We start from the raw sequence: 15,626 nt of genomic DNA, 5'->3' as shown, positions 1-15,626 counted from the left end.
GCGTTCAGTACCGGTAGGAGCGGGTGTCCCAGCAGTGCGGGTGCCAGTGGCGGCGCGCATTGGCTGCCGCGTCATCGCCGGACCAGTGATCTGCCCGCCAAGCCACCACATGGGCCACACCGATGCCGATGGGACGGTGGCAGCCCGGGCAGGTATAGGTCTTATTGGCGTTCAGCGGCGCAATCTTGCGTACATGCCATTGGCCATCGGGCGCGTCCTGGCGAAGCACCACGCCGAAGCGGGCACGCTGCATCCACTCTTCCTGGTCCGATCCGTCATCCGGCCCGCCATCGCGGAAACCGGAGCCTGCCCCTTGGTTCCGCCCCTTGGCGGGACGGGAGTTATTGGAACGGCGCGGGCGGTTGGAACGTGGCATGTCATTAATCATGCCGTATCTCCCGGCACAAGTCGCAACCAGCTAGTAAAGTGTGTGGGGTGCGTTTAGTGGTAGCAAAGTGTTCAGTTGATTACGAGGGCCGTCTTCGAGCCCACCTTCCCTTGGCGACCCGTTTGATCATGGTCAAGGCCGACGGTTCGGTTCTCATTCACTCAGATGGCGGAAGCTACAAGCCGCTGAACTGGATGAATCCACCGCTGACCCTGCATGAGGTCGAGCCAGGCGAGGATGCCGCAGCCATGGGCGCCACCGCGACCTGGACTGTGTCCAGCGCGAAGACCGATGACAAGCTGACCATCAACTTCCACAGCTTCGAGCACGACTCGGCCCACATCCTGGGCGTCGACCCGGGTTTGATCAAGGACGGCGTGGAAGCTGACCTGCAGCGCCTGCTGGCCGAACAGATCGAGCTGCTGGGCACCGGGCACCAGTTGATCCGCCGCGAATACATGACCGCCATCGGCCCGGTAGACATCTTGGCTCGCGATGCCAAGGGGGCCACCGTGGCCGTGGAGCTCAAGCGCCGCGGCGACATCGATGGCGTGGAACAGCTAACCCGTTACCTGGAACTGCTGAACCGCGATCCCCTGCTCAAGCCAGTGACCGGTGTTTTTGCCGCCCAGCAGATCAAGCCGCAGGCACGTACCTTGGCTGAGGACCGCGGAATCCGTTGCCTGACACTGGACTACGACGCCATGCGCGGCGTGGACGACTCGGCCGGACGCCTCTTCTAAGCTTTCACTTGCTGTCCCTCGCGGCAGCACGACCTTTTGGGATTCTGCGCCGCGTGCCACTCTTGGTTCCGGCTCGTACTACCGTCCCAGCTGCTAATCTGTTCTCCACCAGCCCTTGTGCTTGGTGCGCCAGCGCACCAAGCAACTTCGCCCAGGAGGACAATTGGATCCGCTGACAGCTTCGCTCATGGCCATTGGCAGCGGTTCAGCTGCGGGCCTGCGTCCTTATTTCACGGTTTTGGCCCTGGGTATCGCGGGACTGGCGATTCCAGATACTGCGCCGGAAATGATTTCCTCTGCGGCCAGGCAGATTCCTTAAAGCATCACCAACCCGTGGGTTCTGGGAATCTGTGCGGTGCTTGCGATCGGCGAGGCCGGTGTCGATAAGATTCCGTTCTTGAATTTATCGATGGAATCCATCTCGGTGTGGCTGCGGCCCATTTTCGGTGCCCTCGTAGGCATTGGACTGGGAGCAAATTCTGGCGTGGAAGTTGCCATCCTGACCGGACTGCTCGGGGCCGGCTCCGCACTGTCGGTGAGCTTGGGCAAGTCTTCGGTCACTGCAGCGACCAATGTCGTGCCCGAACCGATCACCCAGTGGATCCGCAGCCTCATCGAAGATTTCGGCGCACTGATCCTCGTCTTCGCAGCCGTGCTGCTGCCGGTCTTGGCTGCCGTGCTCGGGTTGGCCGCCGTGCTGATCGGGTTCTTCCTCTACCGCATGTTCCGCAAGGTCTACCGGTCAATGAAGAACAGATTCGGCAGCGTGAAGGAACATCAGGCGGCGGCTCAGGCTGCCCGCCAAGCGCAAGCGCAGGCCGGTGAAAAGAATAGTGCTACCCAGACGCTGCGGCGCTTGGCTGCCGGCGCTGATCCATCCCGGCAGCCACCGTCTGGAACCAGCAGCTAGCCTGAGCCCCAAAGGCGGTACTCAGCACCTATCTGCGGACCGTGCACCTTGGCGTGAACACCGGTTCCGCGCTGTTTCCAAGGGCACGGTGAACCCAACGCGCGCTAACCGCCAAGTCCGCTTAGAGATTATTGGCCCCAGCCGGTGACTGGACGCGTTCTCTCTTCTAAGCTGGGAACATGACTACGACGCGCTACGCCCTTTACGCAACCCTCATCTCCGATGGTCTCAAGGTCACCGATGGCGTGCTCGCCGTGGACGGAGACCGCATTCGTTTTGCCGGCAACCGCGATGACTTCAACGCCCTGGCCGATGCTGATCAGTATCCGGTGCGCGAGGTGGCTCCCGGCTCCATCATTATTCCGGGCCTGATCGACCTGCACTGCCATGGTGCACTCGGTGCCGATTTCTCGGCACCAGATCATTCAAGTGCTGCCAAGGCAATCGCCCACCTGCACCGCTCGGGTACTACCACCCTGCTCGCCTCGCTGGTCACCGCCGAGCCGACCGCGATGATCGAAGCAGCAGAGCTGCTGGCCGAATTAGCCGAGGCAGGGCAGATCGCCGGCATCCATGCCGAGGGCCCGTTCCTGTCCGAAGCGCGTTGCGGCGCCCAGGATCCGCGCTATCTGCAGGCCCCGGATCCCGATTTCGTCTCCGAGCTGGTAGCCGCCAGCCGCGGCCAGCTGCGTACCATGACCTATGCTCCTGAGCTGGCCGGCAGCGAGGAGCTCATTGAACAGCTCGTCTCCCAGGGCGTGGTCCCCTCGCTGGGACACACCAACGCCAGCGCCCAGTGCACCGCAGATTCCCTGCGCTTTGCCCGTGAGCAGCTGCGCAGCGCCGGAGTGGATGGATTTACCGAACGTCCCACTGTCACCCACCTGTTCAACGGCATGCCTCCCCTGCACCACCGCGAGCCCGGACCGGTAGCTGCCTGCCTGGAAGAGGCGGTGAACCGCAATGCCTTCGTGGAACTGATCGCAGACGGGGTCCATCTGTCCCCTGACACCGTGCGCTTGGTCTACCGCCTGGTCGGCGCGGAGAACATCTTGCTGGTCAGCGACTCCATGGCCGCTACCGGCTTGGCTGATGGCCAATACACCCTCGGCCCGCAGGAAGTGAACGTGGCCATGGGGCAGGCACGGCTTGCCAGCGACAATTCCCTGGCTGGAGGAACCTGCACGCTGCTTGAGGTTCTCCAGCGTGCTGTGCAGGCCGGCGTCTCACCGGTTCAGGCCGTCACCTCGGCTACTGCCATCCCGGCCTCGCTGATCGGCCTGGCCGATGAGGTAGGGTCGCTGCACTATGGATTCGCCGCCGATGCGCTGGTCCTGGACGCTGACCTGCAGCTGGTCCAGACGATCCGCAAGGGCGAATATCTCTTGAACGCCTAGCCCCGGCGGGCAAGCTCTGCCAGCAGTTCCAGTTCTTGCCCCCGGTCCAGGCCAGCACGCCGCTCGCGGTCCAGTGCGCGAGCCCGTTCATCAGCCAGGATATCTGCCAGCAAGTCCGTCATGTCCCGTTCCGGGCCAGCAGCTGACTTGTAGCGCCGATTCCCGCGCTGCAAGAAACCAAAATCTTCGCGTGGAAGCCACAGCGGCAGGGAACGCTCTCCTGACCAATAGCTGACTTGGTGCTCCTGCAGCCACTGGTCTTCGGCGGCCACCAGCTCGCCGGTAAAACCTACCACCTGTGCTGCGGTATCCAGCACATCAGCGAGCGGCCGGGGCGTTCCCACGACATTGACCACACCCTGCAGTTCACGCTGTCCTGCATCGATAATCCATGCCGCAACGTCGCGCACGTCGATCACCTGAACATACCTGCCTTGCACCGCCGGGATGAGCACCTGTGCGGCGCCGGCCAGCGCCAGACGCGAAACCCAGTAGGAGAAGCGATCGGTTGGGTCCTTGGGACCGGTAATCAGTCCGGGGCGGGCAATCAGCAACCGCTCGCCCAACACCCGTTCGCTAGTCCGTTCGGCCGCCACCTTGGCCTGGCCGTAGTCGCCCATATCCTTCGGCTCGTGCACGGCCGCGTCCTCGTTGGCAGCGGGCTGCTGCTGGTTCGCATACACCGAGACGGTGGAGACCAGGGTCCAGTGCGCGGCGTGTGCCGACAGGGCAGCTAGTGCTTCTTCGACGAATGCAGGCTCATAGGACAGCTCGATCACCTCGTCCCATTCACTGCGGGATACCGTGTCATAAGCGCCGGGTCATGACCTGTCGGCGCGCACCAGCCTCACCCCGTCCGGTACGGTGCCGGCTACTCCCCTGGCCAACGCGGTGACCTCGTGCCCTGCCTCACCAATTGCTGTGCCAGCTCAGAGCCGAGCCAGCCGGTACCGCCCAGGATTAGTGTCCGCAACATGGATACAGTCAACTGCCATCGTGGAGGCAAGCCAAGCAGTTTCGCACAGAGCGCATCCCAGGATTGCTGCTCACTGCAGCCGGTGCCAGGGCATGAAAAAACCGCCGTTGCATCTGCAACAGCGGTTTCTCCTATCAAGTTCTAGATCTGCCAGCTTCCGGCAATCGGTCCGGCTTCCAGCCAGGCCGAGAAGCCGGTGTAGTCACGGTAGTCCATGGCCAGCAGCAGCTCTTCTCCGTTCCGGTCCAGCATCACGATGATGAAGCCCGGCGGGATCCGCGAGGCTTCCTCATCGGTCGGCTCGCGCCGTCCGGTGATGTCCAGTCCCCTGCGTTCGATAACGAAGCTGGGGATGGGTGAAACAGAGAAAAACCGCAACAGGTCCAGATGCGCTCCGCCGTAGCGGCCGATGGCCATGATCCATTTGCCGTTAGGCGCAAGGATCGACGCATCGAAGGTGCCCAGCGTGCGCCGCAATTGAATGCGGCGCACGGCCATGGCGCCAAAGAACATGGCGATGCCGATCAAGATCAGCAACGCGATCAGAACTGGTGCGGTTATCTCAAACAATTCATCGCCTACGCTGCGGTACCAAGCACAGCGTTGTCAGCAACGATCACTACGCGATCCGAATCCACGGAGAAGAAGCCTCCATCGATCTGGACCGAGAAGCGGGACTCGGAAATCGGTTCGATTTCCAGATCCCCAGCGGCAAGCACGGACAGCATCGGAACGTGACCGGGCAGTACACCGATCTCGCCGTCCACCGAACGAGCCTTGACCAGCTTCGCAGCGCCGGACCACACGAAGTGGTCAGCCGCGACGATTTCGACCTGAAGCTCAGCCATGATTAGCTAGCCTTCTGGATTTCGGCCCACTGGCGCTCGACGTCGTCCAGACCGCCGATGTTGAAGAACGCCTGCTCGGCAATGTGGTCCAATTCGCCATCGCAAATAGCCTTGAAGCCTTCGATGGTGTCCTTGATCGACACCGTCGAGCCCTCGACACCGGTGAACTGCTTTGCGGTGTAGGTGTTCTGCGACAGGAACTGCTGGATACGACGTGCGCGGGCAACGACAATCTTGTCTTCTTCGCCCAGTTCGTCGATACCCAGGATCGCGATGATGTCCTGCAGTTCCTTGTTCTTCTGCAAGATAGCCTTCACGCGGATGGCTACATCGTAGTGATCCTGGCCGATGTACTGCGGATCCAGGATGCGCGAGGTCGAGGTCAGCGGGTCAATCGCCGGGTACAGGCCGCGCGACGCGATTTCACGCGACAGCTCGGTGGTTGCATCCAAGTGGGCGAAGGTTGCTGCTGGAGCCGGGTCGGTGTAGTCATCGGCCGGGACGTAAACAGCCTGCATCGAGGTAATCGAGCGGCCCTTCGTCGAGGTGATGCGTTCCTGCAGCAGACCCATTTCATCGGCCAAGTTCGGCTGGTAACCCACGGCCGAAGGCATGCGGCCCAGAAGGGTCGACACCTCGGAACCTGCCTGGGTGAAGCGGAAGATGTTGTCGATGAACAGCAGCACGTCCTGGTTCTGCACATCGCGGAAGTATTCCGCCATGGTCAGAGCCGACAGTGCAACGCGCAAACGAGTTCCAGGTGGCTCATCCATCTGGCCGAACACCAAGGCGGTGTCCTTCAGAACGTTTGCTTCGTCCATTTCGACCCAGAGGTCGTTGCCTTCACGGGTGCGCTCGCCCACACCGGCGAATACCGAGGTACCACCGAAGTTACGTGCAACACGGGTGATCATTTCCTGGATCAGCACGGTCTTGCCAACGCCAGCGCCGCCGAACAGGCCGATCTTGCCGCCCTTGATGTACGGGGTCAGAAGGTCGATCGACTTGATGCCGGTTTCCAGCATTTCGGTCGAGCCCTCAAGCTCCGAGAACTTAGGTGGCTGGCGGTGGATTGGCCAGCGCTCGGTGACCTGGATCTCCGAGTTGTCAACGTCCAGGGCATCGCCCAGCACGTTGAAGATGTGGCCCTTGACGCCGTCGCCTACTGGGACGGAGATGGCAGCGCCGGTGTCCTGTACTTCGGCACCGCGGACCAGGCCGTCGGTGGCCTGCAGCGATACCGCGCGGACCAGGCCCTCACCGAGGTGCTGGCTGGTCTCGAAGGTGATCTTCTTGGTTTCGCCGTTGAGGGTCAGCTCAGCGGTCAGTGCATTGTAGATAGCAGGCAGTGCGTCGGCTGGGAACTCGACGTCCACGACCGGGCCAGTCACGCGCGCAATGCGACCGATGGCCCCTGCGGTAACCTGCTCGTTGAGTTGGGCAGTCATCTTTCTCACTTCTTGTCTGGTCGGAGTCTTCGTAAATTAGCTGTTCAGCGCGTCTGCGCCGGCGATAATTTCCGAAAGCTCCTGGGTGATTTCAGCCTGACGGGCATTGTTGAGCAATCGGGTGTACTTCTTGATCAGTTCACCAGCGTTGTCGCCTGCAGCCTTCATAGCGCGCTGACGTGCAGCGAGCTCGGAAGCTGCGGACTGCAACTGGCAGTTGAACAGTCGAGAATCGATGTAGCGCGGGAGCAGTGAATCAAGCACTTCTTCCGGCGATGGCTCAAACTCGTACAGTGGCAATAGCTCGTCGGTTGGCGTCTCGGATTCATCCTCGACAACCTCCAACGGCAACAGACGGATGACCGTCGGTTCCTGCGTGACCATCGACTTGAACTGGGTGTAGACGACGTGGATTTCATCCACGCCACCCTGCTCGAAGTCGGTGTCGAAGTCCTCAAGGAGAACGTCGCGCAGCTCGCGTGCGGTTTCGAAACGCGGGGAATCAGTTTCCCCGGTCCAAACTCGTGCGTACTCGCGTGAACGGAAATCAAAGTAAGCCTGGGCCTTGCGGCCGACCAAGTAGGTCTTGACTTCCTTGCCTTCTTCACGCAGGAGTTCCACGAGGTGCTCTGCCTGCTTCAGAACGCTGGCGGAGTAGGACCCGGCAAGTCCTCGGTCCGAAGTCATCACCAAGACCGCGGCGCGGCGAACCTGCGCCGGCTCGGTGGTCAGTGGATGCTCGACATCGGCCTGGGACGCGACGGCGGTTACTGCACGGGTAATCGCATTGGCATACGGCAACGAGGCCGAGACACGCGTACGTGCCTTACCAATGCGGGATGCAGCGATCAGTTCCATCGCCTTGAAGATCTTACGCATCGACTTGGTCGATCCGATCTTCTGGCGGTAGACCCGAATCTGGGCTCCCATGTGTGTCCTTTCCTTATCCCCTACTTCGGGAGGGCGGCGCCGTTACCGGCGCCGCTCCCCCTCGTAAGGAAATTGTCAGCGCTTCTGCTTGACGATCTGTTCCTGGTCAACGGACTCGGAATCGAGAGCGTCGTGCTCTTCGTGTCCGGCGGCGACAAGCTTGTCGTCACCTTCGCCGAAGAAGCCGGCCTTGAAGTCCGCAACAGCGGTCTTCATGGCTTCCAGAGTCTCGTTCTCCAGCTTGCCGGTCTGGCCGATCACGGTCAGCACGTCGGTGCGGTGGCGCAGGTAGTCGATGAACTCGCCCTCGAAGCGGCGTACATCCTCAACCGGGACATCGTCCAGGTAACCGTTGGTGCCGGCCCAGATCGAAACGACCTGGTCTTCGACTGGGTATGGGGTGTACTGGCCCTGCTTGAGCAGTTCCATCAGGCGTGCACCACGGGTCAGCTGCTGCTTGGAAGCAGCATCCAGGTCCGAAGCGAACATCGCGAATGCCTGCATGTCGCGGTACTGAGCCAATTCAAGCTTCAAAGTACCGGAGACCTTCTTCATGGCCTTGACCTGAGCCGAGCCGCCAACGCGGGATACGGAGATACCCACGTCGACTGCTGGACGCTGGTTGGCGTTGAACAGGTCCGACTGCAAGAAGATCTGGCCGTCGGTGATCGAGATGACGTTGGTCGGGATGAACGCGCCCACGTCGTTGGCCTTGGTTTCGATGATTGGCAGACCAGTCATCGAACCTGCACCCAACTCGTCCGACAGCTTGGCGCAACGCTCAAGCAGGCGGGAGTGCAGGTAGAAGACGTCACCTGGGTAAGCTTCGCGTCCTGGCGGACGGCGCAGCAGCAGGGACACGGCACGGTAGGCTTCAGCCTGCTTCGACAGATCATCAAAGACGATCAGAACGTGCTTGCCACCGTACATCCAGTGCTGGCCGATGGCCGAGCCTGCGTATGGTGCCAAGTACTTGAAGCCTGCTGGGTCAGATGCGGGGGAAGCCACGATGGTGGTGTATTCCAGTGCACCCTGCTCTTCGAGGGTCTGGCGTACGGCAGCGATGGTCGATGCCTTCTGGCCAATTGCCACGTAGACGCAGCGAACCTGCTTGGTCTGGTCGCCGGATTCCCAGTTGGCGCGCTGGTTCAGAATGGTGTCAACCGCGATAGCGGTCTTACCGGTCTGGCGGTCACCAATGATCAGCTGACGCTGGCCACGGCCGATCGGGATCATGGCGTCGATAGCCTTCAGACCGGTCTGCATTGGCTCGTGCACGCTCTTGCGCTGGGTAACGCCTGGTGCCTGAAGCTCCAGGGCGCGGCGGCCCTCGGAAGCGATTGGGCCCAGGTTGTCCAGTGGCTCGCCCAATGGGTCAACCACGCGGCCGAGGTAGCCGTCGCCAACTGGAACCGAAAGGATCTCGCCGGTGCGCTCGACCTTCTGGCCAGCTTCGATGCCGGTGAAGTCACCAAGCACAACGACACCGATTTCGCGGGTATCGAGGTTCTGGGCAAGGCCCAGGGTGCCATCTTCGAACTTCAGCAACTCGTTTGCCATGACGGAAGGAAGGCCTTCCACTCTGGCGATGCCGTCGCTCGCGGCGACGACGCGTCCCACCTCGGTGCGCTCTGCCTTACCCGGTTCGTAGGAAGATGCGAACTCGTTTAGGGCATTACGGACGTCGTTGGCATTGATGGTCAAATCGGCCATCTGCAGTCCCTGCTCTCCTAAATTGTGATCCGGTTCTAAAACACCGAATCGAATGTGAATGAAGTCTGTTGTGGTCCTGGCAGCCAGGAACACCAGGTAAAGGATTGCTCCTTCGCCTAATGAGTCCTAGCTGGCCAAGGCGCGGCGCAAATCTGCCACGCGCGATGCCACGGAAGCGTCGACAACTTCGTCGCCAACCTTGACTACCAGTCCACCGACCAGCGATGGGTCGATAGTGGCGTTGAGCTTGAGCTGACGACCGTAAAGCTTGTTCAGGCTGGTCTCCAGGCGCGAAAGCTGAGTCGCCGAAAGCTCTACAGAGCTGGTCACCGAAGCGATCCAGCGCTGCTGGCGCTTGGCCACGAGCTCCACGAAGCGTTCCAGCAAAGCTGCTGGCTTCAAACCACGAGGGTTCGAAACTGCCTGCGAGATCAATACCTGAGAGGTCTGCGACGCGTTAGGCACGAGCTTCAGCGCGAGAGCGCGCTTTGCCTCGACTGGGGCCTGTGCATCATCCAACGCACGCTGCAGTTCGTGGTTGCCACGAACTACCTCGATGAAGGAGAACAGATCCTGCTCCAGCTTGTTCAGCCCCGAAGCGCCGTCCTGCTGCTCAGCCACTGCGGTAACCGCAGTGACAGCCAGCGTTTCGAGCGCATCGCTAATGTCGCGTTCCGAGCTCCAACGGGTAGAAGCCAGCTGGGCAACGGTGTCCTCAGCGTCAGCCGAGACCTTTCCGTGCAGCAGCTGGGCCAAGAGGCCTGCCTTTTCGGCAGCATCACGGGCTGGGTCAGTCAATGCGCGGCGAAGACCGGCATTTGCATCCAGTACTTCCAGGACCGCGAACAGTTCCTTAGGCAGCTCAATAGATGCCAGTGCCAGCTTGGGTTCCAGGAACGCCAAAGCCTTTGCTAGTGACTCGCTCGATACACTTGCCATTAGTTCGATGCACCTGCGTTCTGCTGAGCTTCCAAATCGGTCAGGAACTTGTCAACCACGCGCTGGGCACGGGCATCGTCCTGCAGAGCTTCGTCAACAACCTTGCTTGCAAGCTCGGTAGCCAATGCGCCCACGTCGGTGCGGAGCGAAGCCAGAGCCGAAACGCGCTCTGCTTCGATCTGACGGTGCGACTGCTCGGTGATACGAGCTGCCTCATCGGTTGCCTTGGTCTTCAGATCTGCGAGGATCTGAGCACCTTCGCTACGAGCTTCCTCACGGATGCGGTTTGCTTCGGTGCGTGCTTCCAGAAGCTGGGCCTTGTACTGAGCCAAGGTCTCCTCTGCTTCCTTCTGCGCTGCTTCAGCCTTCTCCAGGCCACCTTCGATCGCGGTGACGCGATCTTCATAGGACTGCTCGAACTTCGGAGCAATTACCTTGATGACGATGAACAGAAGGACCGCGAAACCAACACCCGTGACGAGAATTTCCCACGGGTTCGGCAACAGCGGGTTGACCGATTCGCTCGCAGCGAGGATGAAATCAGTGCTGTTCATTCTCACTATTCCTTATCTACTAGTTTCCGCTTGTGTGTACGCCTCGCGATAGTGGCGAGGCCACTACAGTTGCGAAAAGACTAGGCGCCGATGACGAAAGCGAAGACCAGGCCCAGGATGGCCAGTGCTTCAGCAAGTGCGAAGCCAAGCATGGCGATTGGCTGCAGGATGCGCTGAGCCTCAGGCTGACGTGCAACACCGTTGATGTAGGCAGCGAAGATCAAGCCAACGCCGATAGCCGAACCGATAGCAGCCAGGCCGTAGCCGATCATATTCAGGGAGCCGTGCAACATGTGATTATGTTCCTTTCAAGATACCGCGCTTTTGCCGGTAGGTTGTGAGGTATTCCTTGAGCGACTCAAGGAAGATCTTTGTGGGTTGGAAGAAAAGAAGAGTTGGCCTAGTGGGCGTCGGCTTCAATTGCACCCTGGAGGTAAATCGCGGTCAGCAGGGCGAAAACAAACGCCTGCAAAACCATGATCAGAAGTTCCAGGAAGTACATAGCGACCGAGCCAACGATGACCAGGATGCCAAGGCCGTTCATTGCCAAGGAGTCCTGAACAACGATCAGGTGACGAGCGCCGGCAGCTGCCAGCATCACGATCATGTGACCGGCCAGCATCGTTGCCATCAAACGCAGCGAGTGCGTCAGCGGGCGAACGATGAAGTTAGAAATGATTTCCAACGGAATCATCAGTGGCATGATCCAGCCCGGAACTCCGGACGGAACGACGGCCAACTTGAAGTAGCGAATACCGTGGTTCTTAAGGCCTACAGCAATCCAGGTGCCGTAGATGATGATAGCCATCGCGTATGCAGAACCAGCGTGTGAGAACGATGGAAGCTGCAGGAACGGAATCGCGCCGAAAAGGTTGTTCAGCAGTACGAAGAAGAAGGTCGCGAACAGCAGAGGAATCCAAGGACGGAAGTTCTTCTCGCCGATGATGTCGCGGCCAATTCCGTTACGTACAAACGCGTAACCGGACTCAGCGATGTACTGCATCTTGCCTGGAACCAACTTCGGGTTCTTAATGGCCTTAGTGAAGAACCAAGTGATAAGCACGATCGACAAAACGATCATGAGCATCTGCTTGCCGAAACCCGAACCGTACTCAGCCATCCACGGGAAAATATCCGGGAGGTGGGTATCGGACACGGATGGCGGGACGAAGCCGCCTTCTTCTGAGGCCATTGGGAGCGCAAACGCGAACAACGCGCTGTCCTCTCTGCAGTAACGGTCACGGGCAAAAGGCGGTGACTGGCGGTAACTGCCTCTCACCGTGTGAAGAAAAGATCAAACGGGGATCCCATCATGGTTTCAGCCGGAGGCATCAACCCTGATGAAGGTCCATCTGCGGGTTACCCCGCGGATGCATATTGCATATTCCGCCCGCAGGTAAGCGGACGGCCAAAAATGACCCGAAGTAAGCTTATCAAACTCACAGCACCCCACCGACACAATTGTCGGATGGAACACTCTATTCCTCGTTGTAGATAGCGAGACGAGCCTTCATGAAAGCCCGTACCTCACCAACCTGCCAGGCAACGAGAGAGATTGCTGCTGCAAGAACGAATCCCTGGCGATTAACCCATCCGGGCAATCCCAGGTTCAACAACACGAAGGCAATGCCAAAAACCTTGATGACAAAGACACCCAAGAACGCAGGCATGGCCCACGAGTGGCGAATTCGCCCAGCAGCTTCGGCGATGAGGATACCGATTGCGAAAAAGCCAATGACAATTCCGGCAGCCAGCGCACCAGAAAGCGCGTAGCGAAGATCTGCAACCAGCCATGAAATCAGGAAAAATATGGCGGTAGCGATCGCCGAATACACCAGTGACAACCCAAGAATCGGCAACCAGATGGATTTCGGAGCTGACGAAGCACTGACGCGGGCAGAACCAGAATTCACGTCCGCAACCTTTCTTCGTCAACACCGAGGTACCATCGTGCACCCATCGATGCTGATGAAACTTGAAACTTCCCGCCGTTCCCGAAAGAGCGGCCGGAAGAAGATCCACAGTGAATTCTACACGAGATAGAAACAGATTGCTTGCGGGTTACTTCGCTTATCGAACGGGTTAATGATTGCCCAACCGCTTGCGCAGGCCCTGGACCCGCTTGAGCACCAGGGGGCGCCACGTGGCTATTGCTGCCACTAGGAAGAACAACAGAGCGGTGGGCACCACCAGCACTACCGGGATGAAGGCAATCGAGACTACTGAGACAGCAATCACCGCAGCCCACAGGTAGAGCAGGATCACCGAGTGGCGCACCGAGTGGCCCTGTGCCAGCATGCGGTGGTGGATGTGCTTGGCGTCCGGGGAAAAGGGTGAGCGTTTGTTGGCCAACCGGCGGAATACCGACAGTACAAGGTCTAGAACTGGTAGGAAGACAATGACCATTGGCAGCAGCATCGGCATGTAGGCCGGAATGTTGCGGAAGCGGCGGGCTTCCAAGCCCTGCACATCGCCGGTGACCGCAATGGCAGCCACCGAGAGGATCATGCCGATGGCAAGCACCCCGGTCTCCCCCATGAAGATATTGGCCGGATTGAAGTTATGCGGCAGGAAGCCCAAGCAGGCGCCGAGCAGCAGGGCGCACAGCAGCGCGCCGATGTTGGCGTAGTCATCCGCGCTGACATGGGTGGCCAGTACATAGGAGTAGACGAAGAAGGTCGCCGCGCCGATGGCTGCCAGGCCCGCGGCCAATCCGTCAAGGCCATCGGAGAAGTTGATCGCGTTCATGGTCAACACGATCAAGAAAATCGTCACTACAATCTGCAGCCATTGTTCATCGATCTGCCACGAGCCCACAGGCAGGGATTTGATGATGATTCCATGGGTTGCCGCCAGCCAGCCGATCAGGATCTGGCCGGCAAGCTTCATCCACCATTTCAGATCAAGCATGTCATCGGCCAAGCCCATGACCACGATGACGCCCAGTGCGTAGGCGATCCCCCGGATGGCTTCGTCATTGCCGAACACCCCGCGGAAGAAATGCAAGTTGCTGGCCATCCACAGCCCGGCGGCGAAAGCGGCGATAATCGCCAGCCCGCCGAACTTGACGATCGGCTTCTGGTGCTGGTCCCGTTCACGCACCAGCTGGTTGCCGGTAAAGCGGTTGCCCAGCGTGCGGATAATCGGGGTGAGCAGGAAGGAGACCGTAAAGCTGAAGGCGATGAGCAGTACGTATGTTCTCATGCGCTGGTTTCCGGTGCGTCCTGTCCCAGATCGAGAATGCCGGGAACCACCACGCGCAGTTCCTCAATGGAAATCGCGCCAGAGCGCACCACCGAAAGGTGCTGGCCGGTGCAATCGATGATGGTCGATGGCAGTACGTCATCGCCTTCTTCGCCGCGCGGGCCGCCATCGAGGTACACATCCACCGAATCCCCGAGCTGCTCCAGGGCCTGCTCTATGTTCAGTGCCGCCGGGTTGCCGGTGCGGTTGGCCGAAGATACGGCCAGCGGGCCGGTCTGGCCCAGAAGTTCCAAAGCGGTCTCGTCATTGGGTACGCGCAGGGCGACGGTGCCGCGGGTCTCCCCCAGATCCCAGGTCAGCGAAGGCTGGGCGTGCAGGATCAGGGTCAGCCCACCGGGCCAGAAGGCTTCGGCGAGCTTGCGTGCTTCGTCGGGAATGTCGCGAGCCAGGCCGTCCATGGTGGCGCTCTGGGCAATGAGCACCGGTGGAGGCATGGTGCGATTGCGGCCCTTGGCCGCCAGCAGCATGGCTACGCCCTGGGCGCTGAACGCGTCTGCGCCGATCCCGTAAACGGTATCTGTAGGCAAGACGATGCAGCGCTTCTCTGCCAGTGCGGCTTTGGCTGCGGCGATGCCGTCAACGTGTTCTTGTTCGTTGCTAACCGAAAATGTTGTGCTCACGGGATCATTCTTTCATGCACTGAGTGTGATTTGGTTATTGCGGCGCGTAGCCAGATGTGGCGCGGGCGCGCCCCGAAAGGTCTTCATGGCCGGCAACGTGGGTGAAACCAGCCTCGCGCAGCATTGCTGCCGCGCTTTCGCGCTGCACTTCGGCGTGTTCCATCACGTAGTACCCGCCAGGGCGCAAGAGCGCCATGGCCTGGGCGGTGATGGCCCGTGGAATCTGCAGCCCGTCCTCCCCCAGTCCGTATAACGCCATCTGCGGGTCGTGCTCGCGTACTTCGGCCTCCCGCGGAATCGCGTTCGGTGGAATATACGGCGGATTGGAAATCACCAGATCCATGGTGCCATGCAGTTCTGCCGGCAGCTGCGAAGCATCCTGGTGCAGCACATTGACCTGGTGCGGCTGGCAGTTGGCCCGGGTGTAGCCAATGGCTTGCTCGGAGAGTTCCACAGCCCACACGCTGGAGCCTGGCACTTCGCTGGCCAGGGCCGCGGCAATGGCCCCGGAGCCCGAGCACAAGTCGATGCACCGCGGATTATCGATGCCTTGGGCATGCAAGTAGTCGATACCCTGCTGCACCACGGTTTCGGTTTCCGGACGCGGGATGAATACCCCGGGGCCCACCTTCAGCTCAAGGTAGCGGAAGTGCGCCACCCCGGTCAGGTGCTGCAGCGGGATGCGGGTGCGCCGGGCGGCCACCAGCTCGGTGAATTGCTGGCGGTATGCCGGGTCAAAAGCGTCCCCGCGCATCTGCCGCAGCTTCAGTTCCGAACGGCTGATGCCCAGCACATGGCAGAGCAGCAGATCTGCGTCGACGCCGGGGCTTGGCACCCCGGCGTCGGCCAGCGCCGCAATCGCCTGGCGGCGTACGGCAGTTAGTTCTTCCAAGGCG

At 60.4% G+C, this 15,626-nt stretch carries 19 protein-coding genes; 4 read left to right on the top strand and 15 right to left on the bottom strand.

Annotated features, from left to right (window positions below):
* Positions 1 to 4: 4 nt before the first annotated feature.
* Positions 5 to 388 carry a hypothetical protein gene (locus AB4Y71_RS07930; protein ID WP_441719357.1) on the bottom strand — a complete coding sequence of 128 codons (384 nt, stop codon included), beginning with the start codon at positions 386 to 388 and terminating at the stop codon, positions 5 to 7.
* Positions 389 to 435: 47 nt separating this feature from the next.
* Here AB4Y71_RS07930 and nucS point away from each other — a divergent pair, with 47 nt between their 5' ends.
* The 4 genes from nucS to nagA all read left to right on the top strand — a co-directional run bounded on the left by nucS (position 436) and on the right by nagA (position 3,438).
* A complete protein-coding gene (nucS, locus tag AB4Y71_RS07925) occupies positions 436 to 1,131 on the top strand; it encodes an endonuclease NucS (protein ID WP_134780468.1) in 696 nt (231 codons plus the stop codon).
* Between the two features lie 163 nt (positions 1,132 to 1,294).
* Positions 1,295 to 1,450, top strand: a complete 156-nt coding sequence (locus tag AB4Y71_RS07920; protein WP_441719355.1) for a hypothetical protein — start codon at positions 1,295 to 1,297, stop codon at positions 1,448 to 1,450.
* Between the two features lie 3 nt (positions 1,451 to 1,453).
* The gene (locus AB4Y71_RS07915; RefSeq protein WP_441720566.1) at positions 1,454 to 2,041 is read left to right on the top strand and encodes a DUF4126 domain-containing protein; all 588 of its coding nucleotides are present in this window, start codon (positions 1,454 to 1,456) and stop codon (positions 2,039 to 2,041) included.
* Positions 2,042 to 2,220: 179 nt separating this feature from the next.
* Positions 2,221 to 3,438, top strand: a complete 1,218-nt coding sequence (nagA, locus tag AB4Y71_RS07910) for an N-acetylglucosamine-6-phosphate deacetylase (protein ID WP_441719353.1) — start codon at positions 2,221 to 2,223, stop codon at positions 3,436 to 3,438.
* Here nagA and AB4Y71_RS07905 read toward each other — a convergent pair.
* The 14 genes from AB4Y71_RS07905 to prmC form a co-directional block, all read right to left on the bottom strand.
* Entirely contained in the window at positions 3,435 to 4,217 is a 783-nt protein-coding gene (locus AB4Y71_RS07905) for an NAD-dependent epimerase/dehydratase family protein (protein ID WP_441719350.1), read from the bottom strand. The genes nagA and AB4Y71_RS07905 overlap by 4 nt on opposite strands.
* A gap of 338 nt (positions 4,218 to 4,555) precedes the next feature.
* Positions 4,556 to 4,984, bottom strand: coding sequence for a DUF2550 domain-containing protein (locus AB4Y71_RS07900; protein ID WP_013348628.1), 429 nt, complete (start codon positions 4,982 to 4,984; stop codon positions 4,556 to 4,558).
* A gap of 8 nt (positions 4,985 to 4,992) precedes the next feature.
* The gene (locus AB4Y71_RS07895; protein ID WP_013348627.1) at positions 4,993 to 5,262 is read right to left on the bottom strand and encodes a F0F1 ATP synthase subunit epsilon; all 270 of its coding nucleotides are present in this window, start codon (positions 5,260 to 5,262) and stop codon (positions 4,993 to 4,995) included.
* A 2-nt stretch (positions 5,263 to 5,264) separates the two neighbouring features.
* Positions 5,265 to 6,710: a F0F1 ATP synthase subunit beta gene (atpD, locus tag AB4Y71_RS07890; RefSeq protein WP_013348626.1), complete on the bottom strand. Its 1,446-nt coding sequence runs from the start codon at positions 6,708 to 6,710 to the stop codon at positions 5,265 to 5,267.
* A gap of 36 nt (positions 6,711 to 6,746) precedes the next feature.
* The gene (locus AB4Y71_RS07885) at positions 6,747 to 7,640 is read right to left on the bottom strand and encodes a F0F1 ATP synthase subunit gamma (RefSeq protein ID WP_013348625.1); all 894 of its coding nucleotides are present in this window, start codon (positions 7,638 to 7,640) and stop codon (positions 6,747 to 6,749) included.
* Between the two features lie 75 nt (positions 7,641 to 7,715).
* Positions 7,716 to 9,353 carry a F0F1 ATP synthase subunit alpha gene (gene atpA / locus AB4Y71_RS07880; protein WP_013348624.1) on the bottom strand — a complete coding sequence of 546 codons (1,638 nt, stop codon included), beginning with the start codon at positions 9,351 to 9,353 and terminating at the stop codon, positions 7,716 to 7,718.
* Positions 9,354 to 9,479: 126 nt separating this feature from the next.
* Positions 9,480 to 10,292, bottom strand: a complete 813-nt coding sequence (locus tag AB4Y71_RS07875) for a F0F1 ATP synthase subunit delta (RefSeq protein ID WP_013348623.1) — start codon at positions 10,290 to 10,292, stop codon at positions 9,480 to 9,482.
* Positions 10,292 to 10,846, bottom strand: a complete 555-nt coding sequence (locus tag AB4Y71_RS07870; RefSeq protein WP_013348622.1) for a F0F1 ATP synthase subunit B — start codon at positions 10,844 to 10,846, stop codon at positions 10,292 to 10,294. Before AB4Y71_RS07870 ends, AB4Y71_RS07875 begins: the two co-directional genes overlap by 1 nt.
* Positions 10,847 to 10,926: 80 nt before the next feature.
* A complete protein-coding gene (locus AB4Y71_RS07865) occupies positions 10,927 to 11,139 on the bottom strand; it encodes an ATP synthase subunit C (RefSeq protein ID WP_013348621.1) in 213 nt (70 codons plus the stop codon).
* 107 nt (positions 11,140 to 11,246) lie between these two features.
* Positions 11,247 to 12,038 (bottom strand): F0F1 ATP synthase subunit A, encoded by a 792-nt coding sequence (gene atpB, locus AB4Y71_RS07860; RefSeq protein ID WP_417364752.1) that lies wholly within the window; start codon positions 12,036 to 12,038, stop codon positions 11,247 to 11,249.
* Positions 12,039 to 12,324: 286 nt separating this feature from the next.
* On the bottom strand, positions 12,325 to 12,759 hold the full coding sequence (locus AB4Y71_RS07855) for a hypothetical protein (protein WP_013348619.1): 435 nt from the start codon (positions 12,757 to 12,759) through the stop codon (positions 12,325 to 12,327).
* A 169-nt stretch (positions 12,760 to 12,928) separates the two neighbouring features.
* A complete protein-coding gene (locus AB4Y71_RS07850) occupies positions 12,929 to 14,050 on the bottom strand; it encodes an MraY family glycosyltransferase (RefSeq protein ID WP_441719347.1) in 1,122 nt (373 codons plus the stop codon).
* Positions 14,047 to 14,730 carry an L-threonylcarbamoyladenylate synthase gene (locus tag AB4Y71_RS07845; protein ID WP_134780473.1) on the bottom strand — a complete coding sequence of 228 codons (684 nt, stop codon included), beginning with the start codon at positions 14,728 to 14,730 and terminating at the stop codon, positions 14,047 to 14,049. Before AB4Y71_RS07845 ends, AB4Y71_RS07850 begins: the two co-directional genes overlap by 4 nt.
* Before the next feature lie 34 nt (positions 14,731 to 14,764).
* Complete coding sequence (gene prmC / locus AB4Y71_RS07840; RefSeq protein ID WP_013348616.1) at positions 14,765 to 15,622, bottom strand: peptide chain release factor N(5)-glutamine methyltransferase; 858 nt, start codon at positions 15,620 to 15,622, stop codon at positions 14,765 to 14,767.
* Between the last annotated feature and the right edge of the window lie 4 nt (positions 15,623 to 15,626).

Source organism: Glutamicibacter sp. MCAF14 (assembly GCF_052114325.1).
Classification (GTDB): Bacteria; Actinomycetota; Actinomycetes; order Actinomycetales; family Micrococcaceae; genus Glutamicibacter; species Glutamicibacter arilaitensis.
Note: the sequence above shows the minus strand (reverse complement) of the source record. Positions and strands in the feature narration are given on the sequence as shown.